The 15,264-nt window shown below is 74.7% G+C and carries 15 protein-coding genes and 1 pseudogene; 6 read left to right on the plus strand and 10 right to left on the minus strand.

The genetic code is table 11. The features are described 5' to 3' along the window. Window positions 1-104: 104 nt before the first annotated feature. Window positions 105-1,388 (plus strand): thymidine phosphorylase, encoded by a 1,284-nt coding sequence (locus tag ACZ56B_RS30215; protein ID WP_468797398.1) that lies wholly within the window; start codon window positions 105-107, stop codon window positions 1,386-1,388. Between the two features lie 181 nt (window positions 1,389-1,569). Here the strand turns inward: ACZ56B_RS30215 and ACZ56B_RS30220 are convergent, their stop codons facing one another. Next, the gene (locus ACZ56B_RS30220) at window positions 1,570-2,490 is read right to left on the minus strand and encodes an AEC family transporter (RefSeq protein ID WP_468797400.1); all 921 of its coding nucleotides are present in this window, start codon (window positions 2,488-2,490) and stop codon (window positions 1,570-1,572) included. Window positions 2,491-2,614: 124 nt separating this feature from the next. Between ACZ56B_RS30220 and ACZ56B_RS30225 the strand changes: the two are divergent. Beyond that, window positions 2,615-2,860, plus strand: a pseudogene (locus tag ACZ56B_RS30225) (STAS domain-containing protein); the annotation flags it as partial. Between the two features lie 21 nt (window positions 2,861-2,881). On the opposite strand, the gene ACZ56B_RS30230 reads toward ACZ56B_RS30225, so the two are convergent. Both ACZ56B_RS30230 and ACZ56B_RS30235 read right to left on the minus strand, forming a co-directional pair. Next, window positions 2,882-3,904, minus strand: coding sequence for a sigma-70 family RNA polymerase sigma factor (locus ACZ56B_RS30230; protein WP_468797402.1), 1,023 nt, complete (start codon window positions 3,902-3,904; stop codon window positions 2,882-2,884). A 207-nt stretch (window positions 3,905-4,111) separates the two neighbouring features. After that, complete coding sequence (locus ACZ56B_RS30235; RefSeq protein ID WP_468797404.1) at window positions 4,112-5,494, minus strand: MFS transporter; 1,383 nt, start codon at window positions 5,492-5,494, stop codon at window positions 4,112-4,114. A 63-nt stretch (window positions 5,495-5,557) separates the two neighbouring features. Between ACZ56B_RS30235 and ACZ56B_RS30240 the strand changes: the two genes are divergently transcribed. After that, complete coding sequence (locus ACZ56B_RS30240) at window positions 5,558-6,511, plus strand: LysR family transcriptional regulator (RefSeq protein ID WP_468797406.1); 954 nt, start codon at window positions 5,558-5,560, stop codon at window positions 6,509-6,511. Between the two features lie 6 nt (window positions 6,512-6,517). Here the strand turns inward: ACZ56B_RS30240 and ACZ56B_RS30245 are convergent, their stop codons facing one another. After that, window positions 6,518-7,279, minus strand: coding sequence for an alpha/beta hydrolase (locus ACZ56B_RS30245; RefSeq protein WP_468797408.1), 762 nt, complete (start codon window positions 7,277-7,279; stop codon window positions 6,518-6,520). 114 nt (window positions 7,280-7,393) lie between these two features. Here ACZ56B_RS30245 and ACZ56B_RS30250 point away from each other — a divergent pair, with 114 nt between their 5' ends. Next, the gene (locus ACZ56B_RS30250) at window positions 7,394-8,551 is read left to right on the plus strand and encodes an adenosine deaminase (RefSeq protein WP_468797410.1); all 1,158 of its coding nucleotides are present in this window, start codon (window positions 7,394-7,396) and stop codon (window positions 8,549-8,551) included. A gap of 136 nt (window positions 8,552-8,687) precedes the next feature. Continuing rightward, on the plus strand, window positions 8,688-8,969 hold the full coding sequence (locus ACZ56B_RS30255) for an ATP-binding protein (RefSeq protein WP_468797412.1): 282 nt from the start codon (window positions 8,688-8,690) through the stop codon (window positions 8,967-8,969). An 82-nt stretch (window positions 8,970-9,051) separates the two neighbouring features. Here ACZ56B_RS30255 and ACZ56B_RS30260 read toward each other — a convergent pair whose 3' ends face one another. The 5 genes from ACZ56B_RS30260 to afsQ1 all read right to left on the minus strand — a co-directional run bounded on the left by ACZ56B_RS30260 (window position 9,052) and on the right by afsQ1 (window position 12,968). Continuing rightward, window positions 9,052-9,252 carry a PspC domain-containing protein gene (locus ACZ56B_RS30260; RefSeq protein ID WP_468797414.1) on the minus strand — a complete coding sequence of 67 codons (201 nt, stop codon included), beginning with the start codon at window positions 9,250-9,252 and terminating at the stop codon, window positions 9,052-9,054. Between the two features lie 60 nt (window positions 9,253-9,312). Continuing rightward, window positions 9,313-9,894 (minus strand): VanZ family protein, encoded by a 582-nt coding sequence (locus ACZ56B_RS30265; protein ID WP_468797416.1) that lies wholly within the window; start codon window positions 9,892-9,894, stop codon window positions 9,313-9,315. 97 nt (window positions 9,895-9,991) lie between these two features. Beyond that, window positions 9,992-10,633, minus strand: a complete 642-nt coding sequence (locus tag ACZ56B_RS30270) for a hypothetical protein (protein WP_468797418.1) — start codon at window positions 10,631-10,633, stop codon at window positions 9,992-9,994. Further along, window positions 10,633-12,294, minus strand: coding sequence for an ATP-binding protein (locus ACZ56B_RS30275; protein ID WP_468797420.1), 1,662 nt, complete (start codon window positions 12,292-12,294; stop codon window positions 10,633-10,635). The genes ACZ56B_RS30270 and ACZ56B_RS30275 overlap by 1 nt, the downstream gene beginning before the upstream one ends. Continuing rightward, window positions 12,291-12,968 (minus strand): two-component system response regulator AfsQ1, encoded by a 678-nt coding sequence (gene afsQ1 / locus ACZ56B_RS30280; protein WP_006133375.1) that lies wholly within the window; start codon window positions 12,966-12,968, stop codon window positions 12,291-12,293. Before afsQ1 ends, ACZ56B_RS30275 begins: the two co-directional genes overlap by 4 nt. Before the next feature lie 241 nt (window positions 12,969-13,209). On the opposite strand from afsQ1, the gene ACZ56B_RS30285 reads away from it, so the two are divergent. Beyond that, a complete protein-coding gene (locus ACZ56B_RS30285; protein WP_468797422.1) occupies window positions 13,210-13,974 on the plus strand; it encodes a SigE family RNA polymerase sigma factor in 765 nt (254 codons plus the stop codon). A 252-nt stretch (window positions 13,975-14,226) separates the two neighbouring features. Here the strand turns inward: ACZ56B_RS30285 and ACZ56B_RS30290 are convergent, their stop codons facing one another. Beyond that, the gene (locus tag ACZ56B_RS30290) at window positions 14,227-14,868 is read right to left on the minus strand and encodes a uridine kinase (protein WP_468797424.1); all 642 of its coding nucleotides are present in this window, start codon (window positions 14,866-14,868) and stop codon (window positions 14,227-14,229) included. Window positions 14,869-15,264 lie beyond the last annotated feature (396 nt).

A 15,264-nucleotide genomic window follows, 5' to 3' on the forward strand; every position in this document is an offset into this window, starting at 1 on the left:
CCCCGCCCTTACCACTGTTTCTCTTCCCTCCCCCCCCCCCCCCCCCCCCCCCCCCCCCCCCCCCCCGCCCCCCGCCCCCTTCGCACCCCGGAAGGAACGCCACCATGGCCATGGACGTCATCTCCGTCATCCGCACCAAGCGGGACCGCGGCGAACTCAGCGACGAGCAGATCGACTGGGTCGTCGACGCGTACACCCGCGGGGAGGTGGCCGACGAGCAGATGTCGGCCCTCGCCATGGCGATCCTCCTCAACGGCATGAACCGGAGCGAGATCGCCCGCTGGACGGCCGCGATGATCGCCTCCGGCGAGCGCATGGACTTCTCCTCCCTGTCCCGCCCCACCGCCGACAAGCACTCCACGGGCGGCGTCGGCGACAAGATCACCCTCCCGCTGGCCCCGCTGGTCGCCGCCTGCGGCGCGGCCGTCCCCCAGCTGTCCGGCCGCGGCCTCGGCCACACCGGCGGCACGCTCGACAAGCTGGAGTCCGTCCCCGGCTGGCGCGCCCTGCTCTCCAACGAGGAGATGCTGTCGGTGCTGGACGGCGTCGGCGCGGTGATCTGCGCGGCGGGCGACGGCCTGGCCCCGGCCGACAAGAAGCTCTACGCCCTGCGCGACGTGACCGGCACGGTGGAGGCCATCCCGCTCATCGCCTCCTCCATCATGTCCAAGAAGATCGCCGAGGGCACCGGCTCCCTGGTCCTGGACGTGAAGGTCGGCACCGGCGCCTTCATGAAGACGGTCGACGACGCCCGCGAGCTGGCCCGCACCATGGTCGGCCTGGGCACCGACTCCGGCGTGAAGACGGTCGCCCTGCTCACCGACATGTCCACCCCGCTCGGCCTGACCGCCGGCAACGCGCTGGAGGTCCGCGAGTCGGTGGAGGTGCTGGCGGGCGGCGGCCCGGCGGACGTCGTCGAGCTCACCCTCGCCCTGGCCCGCGAGATGCTCGACGCGGCGGGCCTGAAGGACGCCGACCCGGCGAAGGCCCTGGCCGACGGCTCCGCGATGGACGTCTGGCGCCGCATGATCGCGGCCCAGGGCGGCGACCCGGACGCGCCCCTGCCGGTCGCGCGCGAGCAGCACGTGGTGAAGGCCCCGGCGACGGGCGTCCTCACCCGCCTGGACGCCTACGACGTCGGCGTCGCCGCCTGGCGCCTCGGCGCGGGCCGCGCCCGCAAGGAGGACCCGGTGCAGGCGGGCGCGGGCGTCGAACTCCACGCCAAGCCCGGCGACACGGTCACCGAGGGCCAGCCCCTGCTGACCCTGCACACGGACACCCCGGACCGCTTCGACTACGCCCTGCGGGCGCTCGAGGGCGCCTGTGACGTCGCCGCGCCCGGCACGGACTTCACGCCGTCGCCGGTGGTACTGGAGCGCATCGCCTGACCTGGTGTTTCCCCGATCGGGTGAACGGGACCGGTGGGCCCCCACCGGTCCCGTTCGGCATGCTGGGATCGGTGACGAACCGAGGGGAGAACCGTCGTGGGCGCACTCACCGGGAGCGCACTCACCGTGAACCAGGACCCCGAGCGGAGCGTCGACACCGGTGGGTTCCCCCGGGCCCGAGTCACCCCAGCAGTGCCGCCACGACCACCAGCACCGGTACCGACAGCACCGTCGACACCAGGATCGCCTCCCTGGCCAGGGTCTCGCCCACGCGGTAGCTGCTCGCGTAGGTGAAGAGGTTCTGGGCGGCGGGGAGGGCCGAGGTCACCACCACGTCGAGCAGGTGGGCGCCGCGCAGGCCGAAGACGCCCACCGCCAGCGCCCAGGCGGCCAGCGGCTGGCCCACCGCCTTCAGGCCCACGGCGAGGAGGACGGCGCCCCGGTCGCCGCCCCGCAGGGGCAGGGTGCTGCCGCGCAGCGAGATGCCGAAGGCGAGGAGCACGGCGGGAACCGCCATGTTGCCGATCAGGGTCACCGGGTCCCAGACCGGCCCCGGTATCTCCACCCCGGCCGCCGACACCGCCACCCCCGCCAGCGACCCCACCGCGATCGGGTTGCGCAACGGCGTCAGCAGCCGTCGCCACAGCGGTTGCTTCACGCCCGCCGTCGACAGGTCGAGGATCGTCAACGCGACCGGCGTCACCCCGACCAGCTGGAACAGCAGCACCGGCGCCACCAGCGAGGCGTCGCCCAGCACGTACACCGCGATCGGGATGCCCAGGTTGCCGGAGTTGACGTAGCTGGAGCACAGGGCGCCGATGGTGGTGCGGCCCACGCCCCAGCCGCGCACGACACCCACCGCCACGAAGACGCCCGCCACCGCCGCCGTGCTCAGCGCGGTGACCAGCAGCCGGCCGGAGAAGACCACCGACAGGTCGGCCCGGGCCAGCGTGGTGAACAGCAGGGCCGGGGACGCCACGTGGAAGGCCAGCTTCGTCAGGACCTCGCGGCCCTGCGCGCCGAGCTGCCCCCTGCGGCCGATGACGTAGCCGACGCCGATGACGACGGCGATCACCAGGAACCCGCTCAGCACCCCCCGCACGGCAGCTCCTCGCGGGGGCGAAGGGCACCGGTCACCAGGGGCGGGGAAGATCTGTGGCGCATACAGCCAACCCTCCGGGGGAGGCCGTGCCCGGGTCAAGGTGATCCTTGCGGCGCCCCTCCCGATGAGTTGCTCGCCCCCGGCCGGTCTACCGGTCGTGGACGACACGACACCGCCCGTACTCGTGCTCAGCGGACCCCTCACCCGGGACGGGGTGAGCGGGCCGTGCGACGCGCTGCGGGCACTGCTGGACAGCGGCGGCGGCTCGGGCGGAACGGTCGTCTGCGACGTCGGCGGTCTGGGCCCGCCCGGCCTGGTCGCCGTGGACCTGCTGGCGCGGCTCCAGCTCACCGCCCGCCGCCGCGGGGGCCGGATCCGGCTGCGCGACCCCTCAGAGGCGCTGTGCGCCCTGCTGGACCTGGTCGGTCTCCGCTTCGAGACGGAGGGGCAGCCCGAACAGCGGGAACCACCGCTCGGTGTCCAGGAAGCAGTGGAACCCGGTGATCCGGCCCTCTGACGTCTCCAGCACCTGGACCGCCCACGGCGCGAAACCGCCGTGCTCCGGGTCGGGCTTGTACTGCGCGAACCCCGGCAGGCCGTTGACCTGCACCGGCACCAGCCGCGAACCCGCGCAGGACGCGCCCAGCGTCGTCATGAAGCCCGTGATGTCCTCGGCGCCGGTCAGCCACAGGTCGAACGGCGGCATCGTCATGATGGCGTCCTCGTGCAGCAACGCGGTCAGGGCCGCCATGTCGTACCCCTCGAACGCCGCCACGTAGCGCTCGAGCAGCTTCCGCTGCTCCTCGTCCAGCGGGTCGGAGACCGACGCGTCGGCCCCCGGCTGCCGGTGCTCGGCGAGCGTCGCCCGGGCCCGCTGGAGCGCGCTGTTGACCGACGCCACCGAGGTGCCGAGCAGCTCGGCGACCTCGCTCGCCCTCCAGGCCAGCACCTCGCGCAGGATCAGCACCGCCCGCTGCTTGGCCGGCAGCCGCTGCAGCGCGGCCATGAAGGCGAGCCGCACCGACTCCTTGGCGACCGCCGCCTCCGCCGGGTCGTCCGTCGCGGGCAGCACGCGCGCGTCGGGCACCGGCTCCAGCCAGGTGTGGTCCGGGCGCGGCGTGAGGGCCGCCCGGGCGAGCGGCGTGGACTCCGTCAGGTCCATCGGGCGGGCGCGCTTCTTGCCGGCCGCCAGCATGTCCAGGCAGACGTTGGTCGCGATGCGGTACAGCCAGGAGCGCAGACTGGACCGGCCCTCGAACCTGTCGTAGCTGCGCCAGGCGCGGATCATCGTGTCCTGCACCGCGTCCTCCGCCTCGAAGGAGGAGCCGAGCATCCGGTAGCAGTACCCGGTCAGTTCGACCCGGTACGCCTCCAGACCGGCGTCCAGGTCCGTCGTCACCGTGCTGTTCGTCATCGTCCACCCACCCCGTGGCTTCCTCCGGGGCGCACCGTCGCACCCAGCACTTCGGAAGCTACCGCAGCCCACTGACAACGACCCCCCGAGCGCGCGGAAGCGCAGCTCGGGGGGCACCGGGGTGCGGAACGGGGTCCGCGGCGTCACCGCGTCGTCCGCACCGCCCGCGTCACCGCGTCACCGCGTCACCGCGTCGTCCGCGACGCCTCACGCGAGCGCGGGCCGCCGCCGCGCCCGCGCCGCCCGCGTGCCCAGCAGCGTGATGCCGGCGACCCCGGCCACCGCCACCAGGCCGACGCCCACCGTCCCGGCCCAGCCGCTCGCGTGGAAGGCGAGCGCGCCGACCGTGCTGCCCGCGCTGGAGCCGACGTAGTAGGCGGACTGGTACAGGGCGGAGGCCTGGGCGCGCCCCTCGGTGGCCGCCTTGCCGACCGCCGAGGACGCCACCGCGTGCCCCGCGAAGAAGCCCGCCGTGATCAGCACCAGCCCCAGCAGGACCGGGAGGAGGGAGCCGGCGAGGGACAGCAGCAGGCCGGCCGCGGTGGTCCCGCCCGCCGCGTACAGCGCGCCCCGCCGGCCCAGGCGGCCCACCAGCCGCCCCGCCGCCGACGCCGAGACCGTGCCCACCAGGTAGACCAGGAAGACCGAACCGACGATGCCCTGGGGGAGCGAGAACGGCGCCTCGGTCAGGCGGTAGCCGATGACCGTGTAGACGCCGCCGAACACCGTCATGAACAGCGCGCCGATCGCGTACAGGCGCCGCAGCAGCGGGTCGCCGAGGTGGCCCCGGACGGTGCGCACCAGCACGCGCGGGCGCAGCGAGCCCGGCCGGAAGTGCCGCGGCGCCGGCAGCAGCAGCCGGAAGGCCACCGCGCACGCCACCGCCACCGCGCCGATCACGCCGACGGCGACCCGCCAGCCCCACTCCTGCGCCACCCAGCCGGTGATGACCCGGCCGCTCATGCCGCCGACGCTGTTGCCCGCCACGAACAGCCCGATCGCGGTCACCAGCGCCCTGGGCGCGACCTCCTCCGCGAGGTACGCGGTCGCCGACGCGGGCAGCCCGGCCAGGGCCGCGCCCTGGAGCGCCCGCAGCGCGACCAGGGCGCCCAGCGACGGCGCGAAGGGGACCAGCAGCCCGAGGGACACGGCGACGGCCAGGGAGGCCGTCATGACCGCACGCCGTCCGTAGCGCTCCGACAGCGCGCTCATCGGCAGCACGAACAGCGCCAGGCCGCCGGTCGCCGCCGCCACCGTCCAGCTCGCGTCGCCCGCGCTCACGGCGAGGTCCCCGGAGATCAGCGGCAGCAGGGCCTGGGTGGAGTACAGCAGCGCGAAGGTCGCGACGCCCGCGAGGAACAGGGCGAGACTCATCCGGCGGTAACCGGGGCCGCCCGGGGACACCCGGGTCTCGGGGACGCCCTCGGAGCCGCCCGCGGAGACGGAGGCGTCCGGGGAAGCGGGTGCGTCCGGGGAAGCGGGGGCGCACGCGGGGACGGACCGCGGGCCGGGCCGGGAGACGGTCGGGGACGGCGGGACGGATGCGAGGGCGCCCACGCCGGTGGGCGCCCCGGTACTGGCGGGAGTCATGCCTCGACGCTACGGACGCCCGCGCTCATCCGTCCAATGCACGGAATCGGCATAATCGTTCCTATGGTGCATCAGCCGAGTTCACGGAAGTACGTGTCACCGTCCGGTGACACGGAAGACATGGCGATGTTGCTCGCGCCGCGGCTCGCCCACTTCGCCGGGGTGGCCCGCACCGAGCACGTCACGCGCGCCGCCCGGGAGATGCAGGTGCCGCAGTCCACCCTCTCCCGGTCCCTGGTCCGCCTCGAGGAGGACCTGGGCGTCGACCTGTTCGCCCGCCACGGCCGCACCGTCTCCCTCACCCCGGCCGGGCGCACGTTCCTCGCCTCCGTCGAGCGCGCCCTGGCCGAGATCGGGCGCGCCGCCGAGGAGGTCCGCGCCGACGCCGACCCCGCCACCGGCAAGGTCGCCTTCGGCTTCCTGCACACCATGGGCGCCGAGACCGTGCCCGGCCTGCTGCACGCCTTCCGCGCCGACCATCCGCGCATCCGCTTCAGCCTCGTCCAGAACTACGGCGAGGCCATGCTGGAGCGCCTGCGCGCGGGCGAACTCGACCTGTGCCTGACCTCCCCGGTCCCGGACGCCCCCGACCTCGTCGCCCGCCGCCTCGACGAGCAGAAGCTGCGCCTGGTGGTCCCCGCCGACCACCGGCTCGCCGGCCGCCGCCGCGTCCGCCTCGCGGAGGCCGCCGACGACACCTTCGTGACCCTGGAACCCGGCTACGGCCTGCGCCGCATCACCGACGACCTCTGCGCCCGGGCCGGGTTCAGGCCCCGCATCGCCTTCGAGGGCGAGGAGGCCGAGACCCTGCGCGGCCTGGTGGCCGCGGGCCTGGGCGTCGCCCTCCTGCCGCCGCCGGCCGTCCCCCGGCCCGGGGTCGTGGAACTGACCGTCACGGCGCCGAAGGCGGTCCGGGAGATCGGCGTGGCCTGGCTGGCGGGCCGCCCGGACACCCCGCCGGTGGCGGCCTTCAAGAAGTTCCTGCTCTCCAAGAGGGGCAGCCTGCTCCCGGACTGACGGGCCCTACCGCCGCAGCGACTTCCCGAACCCCGCGGCCAGCGGCATCCGCAGCCCCAGCGGCGGAGGCGCCGCCAGGGCGTCCTGCACCGGCCGCGAGAACGCCCGCCCGAACAGCGCCCCCATCACGAAGTCCTCGGACAGCGCCAGTACTTCGTCCCGGTACTGGGACAACCCGTGGCCGTCCGCGTGCACCTCGAACCGGCACACGTCCCGGTTCGCCTTCTTCGCCCGCGCCGCCAGCCGGAACGACAGCTCCGGGTCGGTCCGGGCGTCGTGGGTGCCGTGCACGATCAGCACCCGCCGCCCGACGAGCTGTCTCACCGGTTCGGGTGGCGCCGCCACGTCCTCCCCGGGCAGCCAGGGGGCCAGCGCCAGCACGGAGGTGACGGCCTCGTGGCCGCCCGCGTGCAGCGCGGCCCGGCCGCCCATGCCGAGACCGGCCAGGCACACGGGGACGTCCCCGTAGCGCCGTACGGCCTCGTCGGCGGCCCAGGCGGCGTCGTGCGCCAGATGCGCCCGGCCGCCGTTCCAGCCCCGGTAGCGGTAGTGGACGACGTGGGCGGCGAGGCCCTCGTCCCGGCCCGCCCGGGCGAGACGGCGCCCCAGGGCGCGGACGGATGCGGTCGCCATCACGGGGGACGGCCGGCGGCCGGAGACCTCGTCGCCGCCGGGGAGCAGCAGCACCACGCCGCTCACCGCCGTCGGCTCCTGGCCGAGCGCCCTCCCCAGCCGGGCCCTGCGAACCGGCGTCGCTTGCTGTGCCATGGCAGACACAGTGTCAGAAACACCGGGGTGCGCCACCCGTCCGTGCGGTCACCTTTGCGTATCGACGGGTGCGCGCACCGGGCGATCTACGCGCGTAGGAGTTAGGGTGCGCCCATGACGAGCCAGACCATTGCGAACACCCCGACCGCGGACCAGATCCGCCGGGCGCCCAAGGTCCTGCTGCACGACCACCTCGACGGCGGGCTGCGCCCCGGCACCGTCGTCGACCTGGCCCGGGAGACCGGCTACACGGGCCTCCCCGAGACCGACCCCGGCAAGCTCGCCCTCTGGTTCCACCAGGCCGCCGACTCCGGTTCCCTGGAGCGGTACCTGGAGACGTTCTCGCACACCGTCGGGGTCATGCAGACCCGCGAGGCCCTCGTCCGGGTCGCCGCCGAGTGCGCCGAGGACCTCGCCGAGGACGGCGTCGTCTACGCCGAGGTGCGCTACGCCCCCGAGCAGCACCTCGAGGGCGGGCTGACCCTCGAGGAGGTCGTCGAGGCGGTCGACGAGGGGTTCCGCCGGGGGGAGCGGCGCGCGAAGGAGAAGGGCCACCGCATCCGCGTCGGCGCCCTGCTCACCGCCATGCGGCACGCCGCCCGCGCCCTGGAGATCGCCGAACTCGCCAACCGCTACCGGGACGCGGGCGTCGTCGGCTTCGACATCGCGGGCGCCGAGGCCGGCCACCCGCCCACCCGGCACCTCGACGCCTTCGAGTACCTCAAGCGCGAGAACAACCACTTCACCATCCACGCCGGTGAGGCGTTCGGCCTGCCGTCCATCTGGCAGGCCCTCCAGTGGTGCGGCGCCGACCGGCTCGGGCACGGGGTGCGCATCATCGACGACATCCACGTCCGCGACGACGGAACGGTCCGGCTCGGCCGGCTCGCCTCCTACGTCCGGGACAAGCGCGTCCCGCTGGAGCTGTGCCCCAGCTCCAACCTCCAGACCGGCGCGGCCGCCTCCTACGCCGAGCACCCCATCGGCCTGCTGCGGCGGCTGCACTTCCGGGCCACGGTGAACACCGACAACCGCCTCATGTCCCACACCAGCATGAGCCGGGAATTCGAGCACCTGGTCGACGCGTTCGGTTACACGCTCGACGACCTGCAGTGGTTCTCCGTCAATGCGATGAAATCGGCGTTCATTCCTTTCGATGAACGGCTGGCCATGATCAATGACGTCATCAAGCCCGGATACGCCGAACTGAAATCCGAATGGCTGTTCCGGCAGACCGCCTCCACCAGCGGTTCTCCGGCGCCGGAGGACTGACCGGGGCGTTCCCGGGCGGCGGCGGTGCGGGCGGTGTTCACATTCCGCCCGCATTTCCATGTTTGCGGGGGGAGGTCCCGCGTGCCTACGGTCGCGGGACCGCTCACATCCCCACCCCATTTCGAGGACGCACTTCATGAAGCAGTCTGCTGCCAAGACCCTCGGTGTCGCCGCCCTCGGTGCCGCCTTCGCCGCGGCCGGCGCCGGCGCCGCCCACGCGGCCCCGGCCGTCCCGGACGCCGCTCCGGCGCTGGACGGCGTCACCCGGGCCGTCCCGGCGGAGAACCTCTCCGGCGCGCTGCCGGCCGCCGACCGGACACTGCGGGAGGCGCCGCCGGCCGGCGGTCTGCTCGGCGGCCTGCCGCTGTCGGGGCTGCCCACGCAGGCCGTCAGCCTCAACGGGCTGCCGCTCGGCTGAGCCGGCCGGACGGACACACCATCGGCGGGGCGCCCCGGGTCCGGAGCGCCCCGCCGGCGTCCCCGGGCAGGGGCCGCGGGACCTACCAGGCGGTGCGCGCCCTGCTCTCCGAGGGCAGCAGGACCCACAGCGCGAGGTACAGCAGGAACTGGGGGCCCGGAAGCAGGCACGACACCAGGAACAGCACCCGCACCGTGGTCGGGGAGGCGCCGAAGCGCCGGGCCAGCGCGGCGCACACGCCGCCGATCACGCGGTTGTCGGTGGGGCGGACGGGGCGGCTCATGACGTCTCCTCGGTGAGTGGTGCGAGGCCTCCCGGCCGGTGGCCTCCTCTCCCCTCCACGTTACGGAGACGAAGGGGGCAAAGCGTCACTCCACGGGGCGATCCCGACCCTGGCAATCGTCGGGGTCGGGCCCTGATCCGGCTCCTTCGCGGGCCCGGCCGCCAGGGACCGCGACTGCGCCCGGCGGCGCAGCCGGGAGCGGCCCGCGGGCACCACGGCGGCGTGCGCGAGCGCCGCGCCCGCGGTGTTCAGCAGCAGCGAGTCGACGTCCACCACCCGGCCGGGCACCGCGGTCTGCAGCATCTCGATGGCCAGCGACAGCAGGGCGGTCGCGGCCACGGTGCGGGCCAGCGAACCCAGCGGCGACACGGCCAGCCGGCCCCCGGCCACCGGCAGCAGCACGCCCAGCGGCGCGAGCAGCGCCAGCCCCTCGCAGACCCGCCGGACCCCCGCCGCCCGGCCCAGCGCGAAGTCGGCCCGGAGGCCGTCGAAGGGGCGCAGGTTGGCGGGCGTCACCCAGGGGACGTCCAGGGGGCGCAGCGTGTACCAGGCCACGAACGCGAGATACGCGGCCAGGAGGAGACCTCCCGTCACCCGGACGCGGATCGCGGCGTTGCCACCGACGGAGCCTTGACGCTGCACGCACCCCTAGACGCGGCGTCCGGCGGGATCGGTTCCGGGGCGTCCCCCGCCCGCCGGGTGAGGCGTGCGCCACACCCCGGCGCCCCGGCGGCCCGGCTCACTCGCGGGAGACGCCCGCCGACGGGGGCTCCGCGCTGCCCGGACGGGCCCGGACCTCGTCCGTGCACCGGTAGCGGCGCGGCGGGGCCCCGTCGGGGCCGCCGAGGACGACCGAACCGTCGCCCTCGGCCGCCGTCGAGTCGGAGAAGGTGCACACGATCTGCCCGAGCGCGGAGGAGGGGAGGCTCCCGGGCGCGGTGCTCAGCCGCAGCGCGTCCTCGGGGTCGCCGGGCCGGGGACCGCGCACGGTCGTCCCGCCGGGCACGCCCGTCGTGTAGCCGGCCTCCTTCTCGGCGGGCGACGGCTGTGCCGAGAGCTCGTCCAGCAGTCCCTGCGCCACCACCACGCGCCGTCCGGAGTCCGTCGCCCCGTCCGGCACCCGCACGGTCCGGTCGACCGCCACCAGTGACGAGCGGCACAGCAGGAACACCTGCACCGGCAGGCCCCGCGCCTCCTCCGCCGAGGCGTCCGGCCCGGCCGGCGAGCAGCGCATCCGCGAGGGCGCCGGACCGAAGTCGGTCGGCACCTCCGTGGCCCGTATCCCGCACCCGGCGAGCAGGGCGCCGAGCGCCGTGACGGCGAGCAGCCCCGGCAGGCGGCGCACGGCCGTCCGTCCCGCGGTGGTCCGTCGTATGTCCATCAGGTGGTGTCCCCCTCGGCGCCCCCGCTCCCGGCGCCGCCGGTCCTCCCGGAGGGGCTCGCCTCGTCCTTCCCCATGTCCTTCGCCTCCGCGTCCCGTTCCGTCCGCGCGGACACGTCCCGGGGCAGCCACAGGGTGAACACCGCACCGCCCTCGGGAGAGTTGGCCGCGGTGATCTCACCGCCGTGGATGTGGGCGTTCTCCAGCGCGATGGACAGGCCCAGCCCGCTGCCCTCGGAACGCGGCCGGGACGCGCTGGCCTTGTAGAAACGGTCGAAGACGTGCGGCAGGACCTCCTCGGGGATGCCGGGCCCGTTGTCCCGCACCTCGATGACCACCGCGCCCGGGCCCCCGGCGCCCTCCGCGCCCTCCGTGTCCTCGGCGCGCTCCCGCACCGACACCCGCACCGGCGAGCCGCCGTGCTTGAGCGCGTTGCCGATGAGGTTGGCCAGGATCACGTCCAGCCGGCGCGGGTCGATCCGGGCGTGGATGCCGCGCTCGGCGTCCAGTTCGACCGCGTCCAGCCAGGCGCGCGCGTCGATGCAGGCGGTGATCTGGTCGGCGACGTCGACGTCGTCGAGGACCAGGCGGGCGGTGCCCGCGTCGAAGCGGGTGACCTCCATCAGGTTCTCGACCAGGTCGTTCAGCCGCCGCGTCTCGCTGACCACGAGCCGTACCGCAGGCTCGATCATCGGGTCGATGCCGCCGCCCTCGAACTCCAGCTCCTCCTCCAGGACTTCGGTCACGGCCGTGATCGCGGTGAGCGGAGTGCGCAGTTCGTGGCTCATGTCCGCCACGAAGCGGCGGGACGCCTCGTCCCGGTCGGCCATCTCGGCCACCCGCTTCTCCAGCGCCTCCGCGGCCTTGTTGAACGTCCGCGACAGATCGGCCAGCTCGTCCGTCCCCGAGACCCTGAGCCGGGTGTCCAGCTTGCCCTCGCCGAGCCGCCGGGCGGCCACCCCGAGCCGCTGCACCGGCTTCAGCACGGTCGTGGCCAGGGCCTGGGCGAGCAGCGCGGAACCGATCAGCGCGAGGCCGGTGGCGATCCCCAGCGACCAGGCCAGCGAGTTGAGGTCCTTGGCCTCCGGCTCCAGCGACTTCAGCATGTAGCCGGTCGGCCCGCCGCCGATCAGCCGCGTCCCCGCCACCAGGTACGGGGTGTCGCCGTCGACGATCCGCTGCCAGTACAGGTGGTACGGGTGCTTGTTGCTCGACGTGATCTCCTGCTGCTCGGCGACCGCCTCGCGCAGCGACTTCGGGACGTCCCGCAGCGAGAAGCCGTTCAGCCCGCCGGAACTGCCGTACACGGTCCGGCCCTCGGGGTTCTCGGCGACGAGCAGCACGGTGAAGCGCTGGCTGCTGTTCGCCATCTGGCCCGCGGTGTGCTGCAGTTCGTCCTGCGTCGGGTGCTCGGGCAGCGCGCCCGCCCGGTTCTGCATCTCCTGCTCGAAGCCGCGCAGCACCGCGTCCTGGGCGCGGGTGAGCACGGCCTCGCGGTTGAGCCAGTACGCGATCCCGGACGCGGACACCGCGGCGGTGAGCGCCACCAGCCCGAAGACGACGACCAGCCGCAGGCGCAGGCTGGTGAGCCGCAGCCGCGACCAGACTCCCTTGCGTGCCGCGGACCAGCCGCGGGAACCTTCCCGGTGCTCCTGTGTCACTGAGGCGGGTCCAGCCGGTAGCCGACACCGCGCACGGTACGGATCAGCGTCGGGGACGACGGCACGTCCTCGACCTTGGCGCGCAGGCGCTGGACACAGGCGTCCACCAGGCGCGAGTCGCCCAGGTAGTCGTGCTCCCACACCAGCCGCAGCAGCTGCTGCCGGGACAGCGCCTGGCCCGGCCGCCGGCTCAGCTCCAGCAGCAGCCGCAGCTCGGTCGGCGTCAGCTGGAGGTCCTCGCCGTTCTTCGTCACCGTCATCGCCGCGCGGTCGATGACCAGGCTGCCGAAGGTCGCCGAGTCGCTGGACTCGCGCTCGCCGCGCCGCAGCACCGCCCGGATCCGGGCGTCGAGGACCCGGCCCTGCACCGGCTTGACGACGTAGTCGTCGGCACCGGACTCCAGGCCCACCACGACGTCGATGTCGTCGCTGCGCGCGGTCAGCAGGATGATCGGCAACTGGTCCGTGCGCCGGATGCGCCGGCACACCTCGAACCCGTCGATGCCGGGCAGCATCACGTCCAGCACGATCAGATCCGGCCGCTGCTCGCGCAGCAGTTTCAGACCGTCCTCTCCGCTGGCAGCGGTCGCCACCCGGTGTCCCTGGCGCGTCAGGGAGAGCTCCAGGGCCGTACGGATGGCGTCGTCGTCCTCGATCAGCAACAGGGAAGGCACGGGCTCATTCTGGCCCATGGATGCCTCCCGGTTCGACCCGTGGACGCAGATGCCCGGCCGGACCCGCACGCGGGGCCCACGTGCACCGACGTCCGCGCGGGAGCCGTGTCCGCGCCGCGGGCGGCCCCTGTGACACGGCTGTGACAGTCGGCGGACACGGCCATGAAGTCCCCCGGGCAAGCTTTTCGGCACCAGCACAACCGCGGGAAAGTCACCGGAAGTCCACGACGGGGGGCGCGAGATGAACACGCTGCACGGCGCCGGCACCAGCGCAGTGATCACGCGTCTGCACGACGTGCACCGGGGGACCGAGAAGTCCGGTGCCGCGAGCATGCGGGGGTGCGCTCGCGGCACCGGGCGTCAGCACACCGGCTTCATGACGGTGGTTGACGCGCCCAAGGGGGACGAAGGGGACAAGGGGAGCAAGGGGGAGGCGCACGGGGGAAGTGCGTACGGGGAGGGCCCGGGGGAGCGCCGCTCGCTGTCGGAGGTGGAGTTCACCGCCTACGTCCAGGAGCGCCGCGCCTCCCTGTACGCCACCGCCTACCACCTGACCGGCGACCGCTTCGAGGCCGAGGACCTGCTGCAGAGCGCGCTGTTCTCGACCTACCGGGCGTGGGACCGGATCACCGACAAGGCGGCGGTCGGCGGATACCTCCGCCGCACCATGACCAACCTGCACATCAGCGCGTGGCGCCGCCGCAAGCTGAACGAGTACCCGACCGAGGAACTGCCGGAGACGGCGGCCGACACGGACGCGATGCGCGGCACCGAGCTGCGCGCGGTCCTGTGGCAGGCGCTGGCCCGGCTGCCCGAGCTCCAGCGCACCATGCTGGTCCTGCGCTACTACGAGGGCCGCACGGACCCGGAGATCGCGGAGATCCTCGGCATCAGCGTCGGCACGGTGAAGTCCAGCATCTGGCGGTCGCTCCGCCGGCTGCGCGAGGACGAGGTCCTCAGCTTCGGCCGTGACCGGGAGGACGCCTTCGGCGAGCTGGTCGCCTGAAGGTTCGGGGGGACCCGGGGGGACCGTGGCGGGGGATCACGGGGGCGCCGGGGGGCGTCACCGCGGGAACGGGGCCCGAGGGGGAGCAACAGGGGGGTCACGGGGGACTCCCGGGGGATCACGGGGGATCCGCGGGGGGCGTGAGGAAGCGGGGCTGGAGGGGTCGGGGGACCCGTCCGGCCCCGCTTTCGCGTGGGCGCGCCGCCGCCGGACCGGACGGCGCGGGCGCCCCGGGGGCCCGTCGGAGAGGTCCTAGGCGGGGGCGGTGGTGTCCGCCGCGGCGTGTCCGCCGACCGCGGCGGCCGCCAGGCGGTCCAGTGCCTCGTCCCGGTCGCAGGCGTACGCGCCCAGTGCCGTCTGGCGGGCGACGATCGACCGCTCCAGCCGCATCAGCCGCCAGCCGCGGCGCAGCAGGAACGGCACCGACTTGCGGCTCTCCCTCAGGTCCCGCAGGAAACGCCGGCGGAACGTCGTCACCGGACCGCGGCTCAGGCACAGCGCGTCGGCCAGCACCCCCAGTTCGCGGCACCGGGTGACGATCTCCGCGGCGAAGATGCCCTCCGCGATGAACAGCGGGGCACCGCCGATGTCGAAGGTCCCCTCGCCGGTGCGGGCGCTGAGCGAGATGTCGTAGACGGGGACCCGGGTGCGACGGGTGCGGCACAGCCGGTCGATCGCGGCGAGGGCGGCGTCCGCGTCCCAGGAGCCGGGGTGGTCCCAGTCGATGTCGGAGCTGCCCGCCACGAGCGGGAGCGTCGGGTCGTCGCCCTCCTTGTAGAAATCGTCGAGGCGCAGCACGGGAAGCCCGGAGCGGGCCGCGAGGAGGGACTTGCCGGAGCCGGAGGGGCCGCAGAGCAGCACGACTCGCGCGGATATGGGCGACTGGGAACTCACGGGACACCAGTGTGCGGCATCGACCGGGCGGCGCACGACCCGGTGTCCGGCTCCGGGGCCCGCGCCGCCTGCCGGGTGCTTCGCGCGTCGGCCCGGTGACTCGCCGAAGGCGGGAGGGGCGGGGCGAGGGTCCGGCACGGCGTCCGGCGGGACGCCGGCCGCCCGGCGGGTCCCGGCCGTCCCCGCGGCCGCGGGCGCGGCGCCCGGGATCGGGCACGGCGGCGACGGCAGCGGCGGACGCCGGGGCGCTCCCGGGCGCGGCGGACGCGGGCCGGCCCGGCGGGGGCGGACGGCCGGGCCGCCGGCCCGGGGACGGCGTGGGGGGGGGGGGGGGGGGGGGAGGGGGGGGGGGGGGGGGGGGGGGGGGGGGGGGGGGGGGGGGGGGGGGGGGGGGGT

This window comes from Streptomyces sp. NPDC034670 (genome assembly GCF_055574875.1).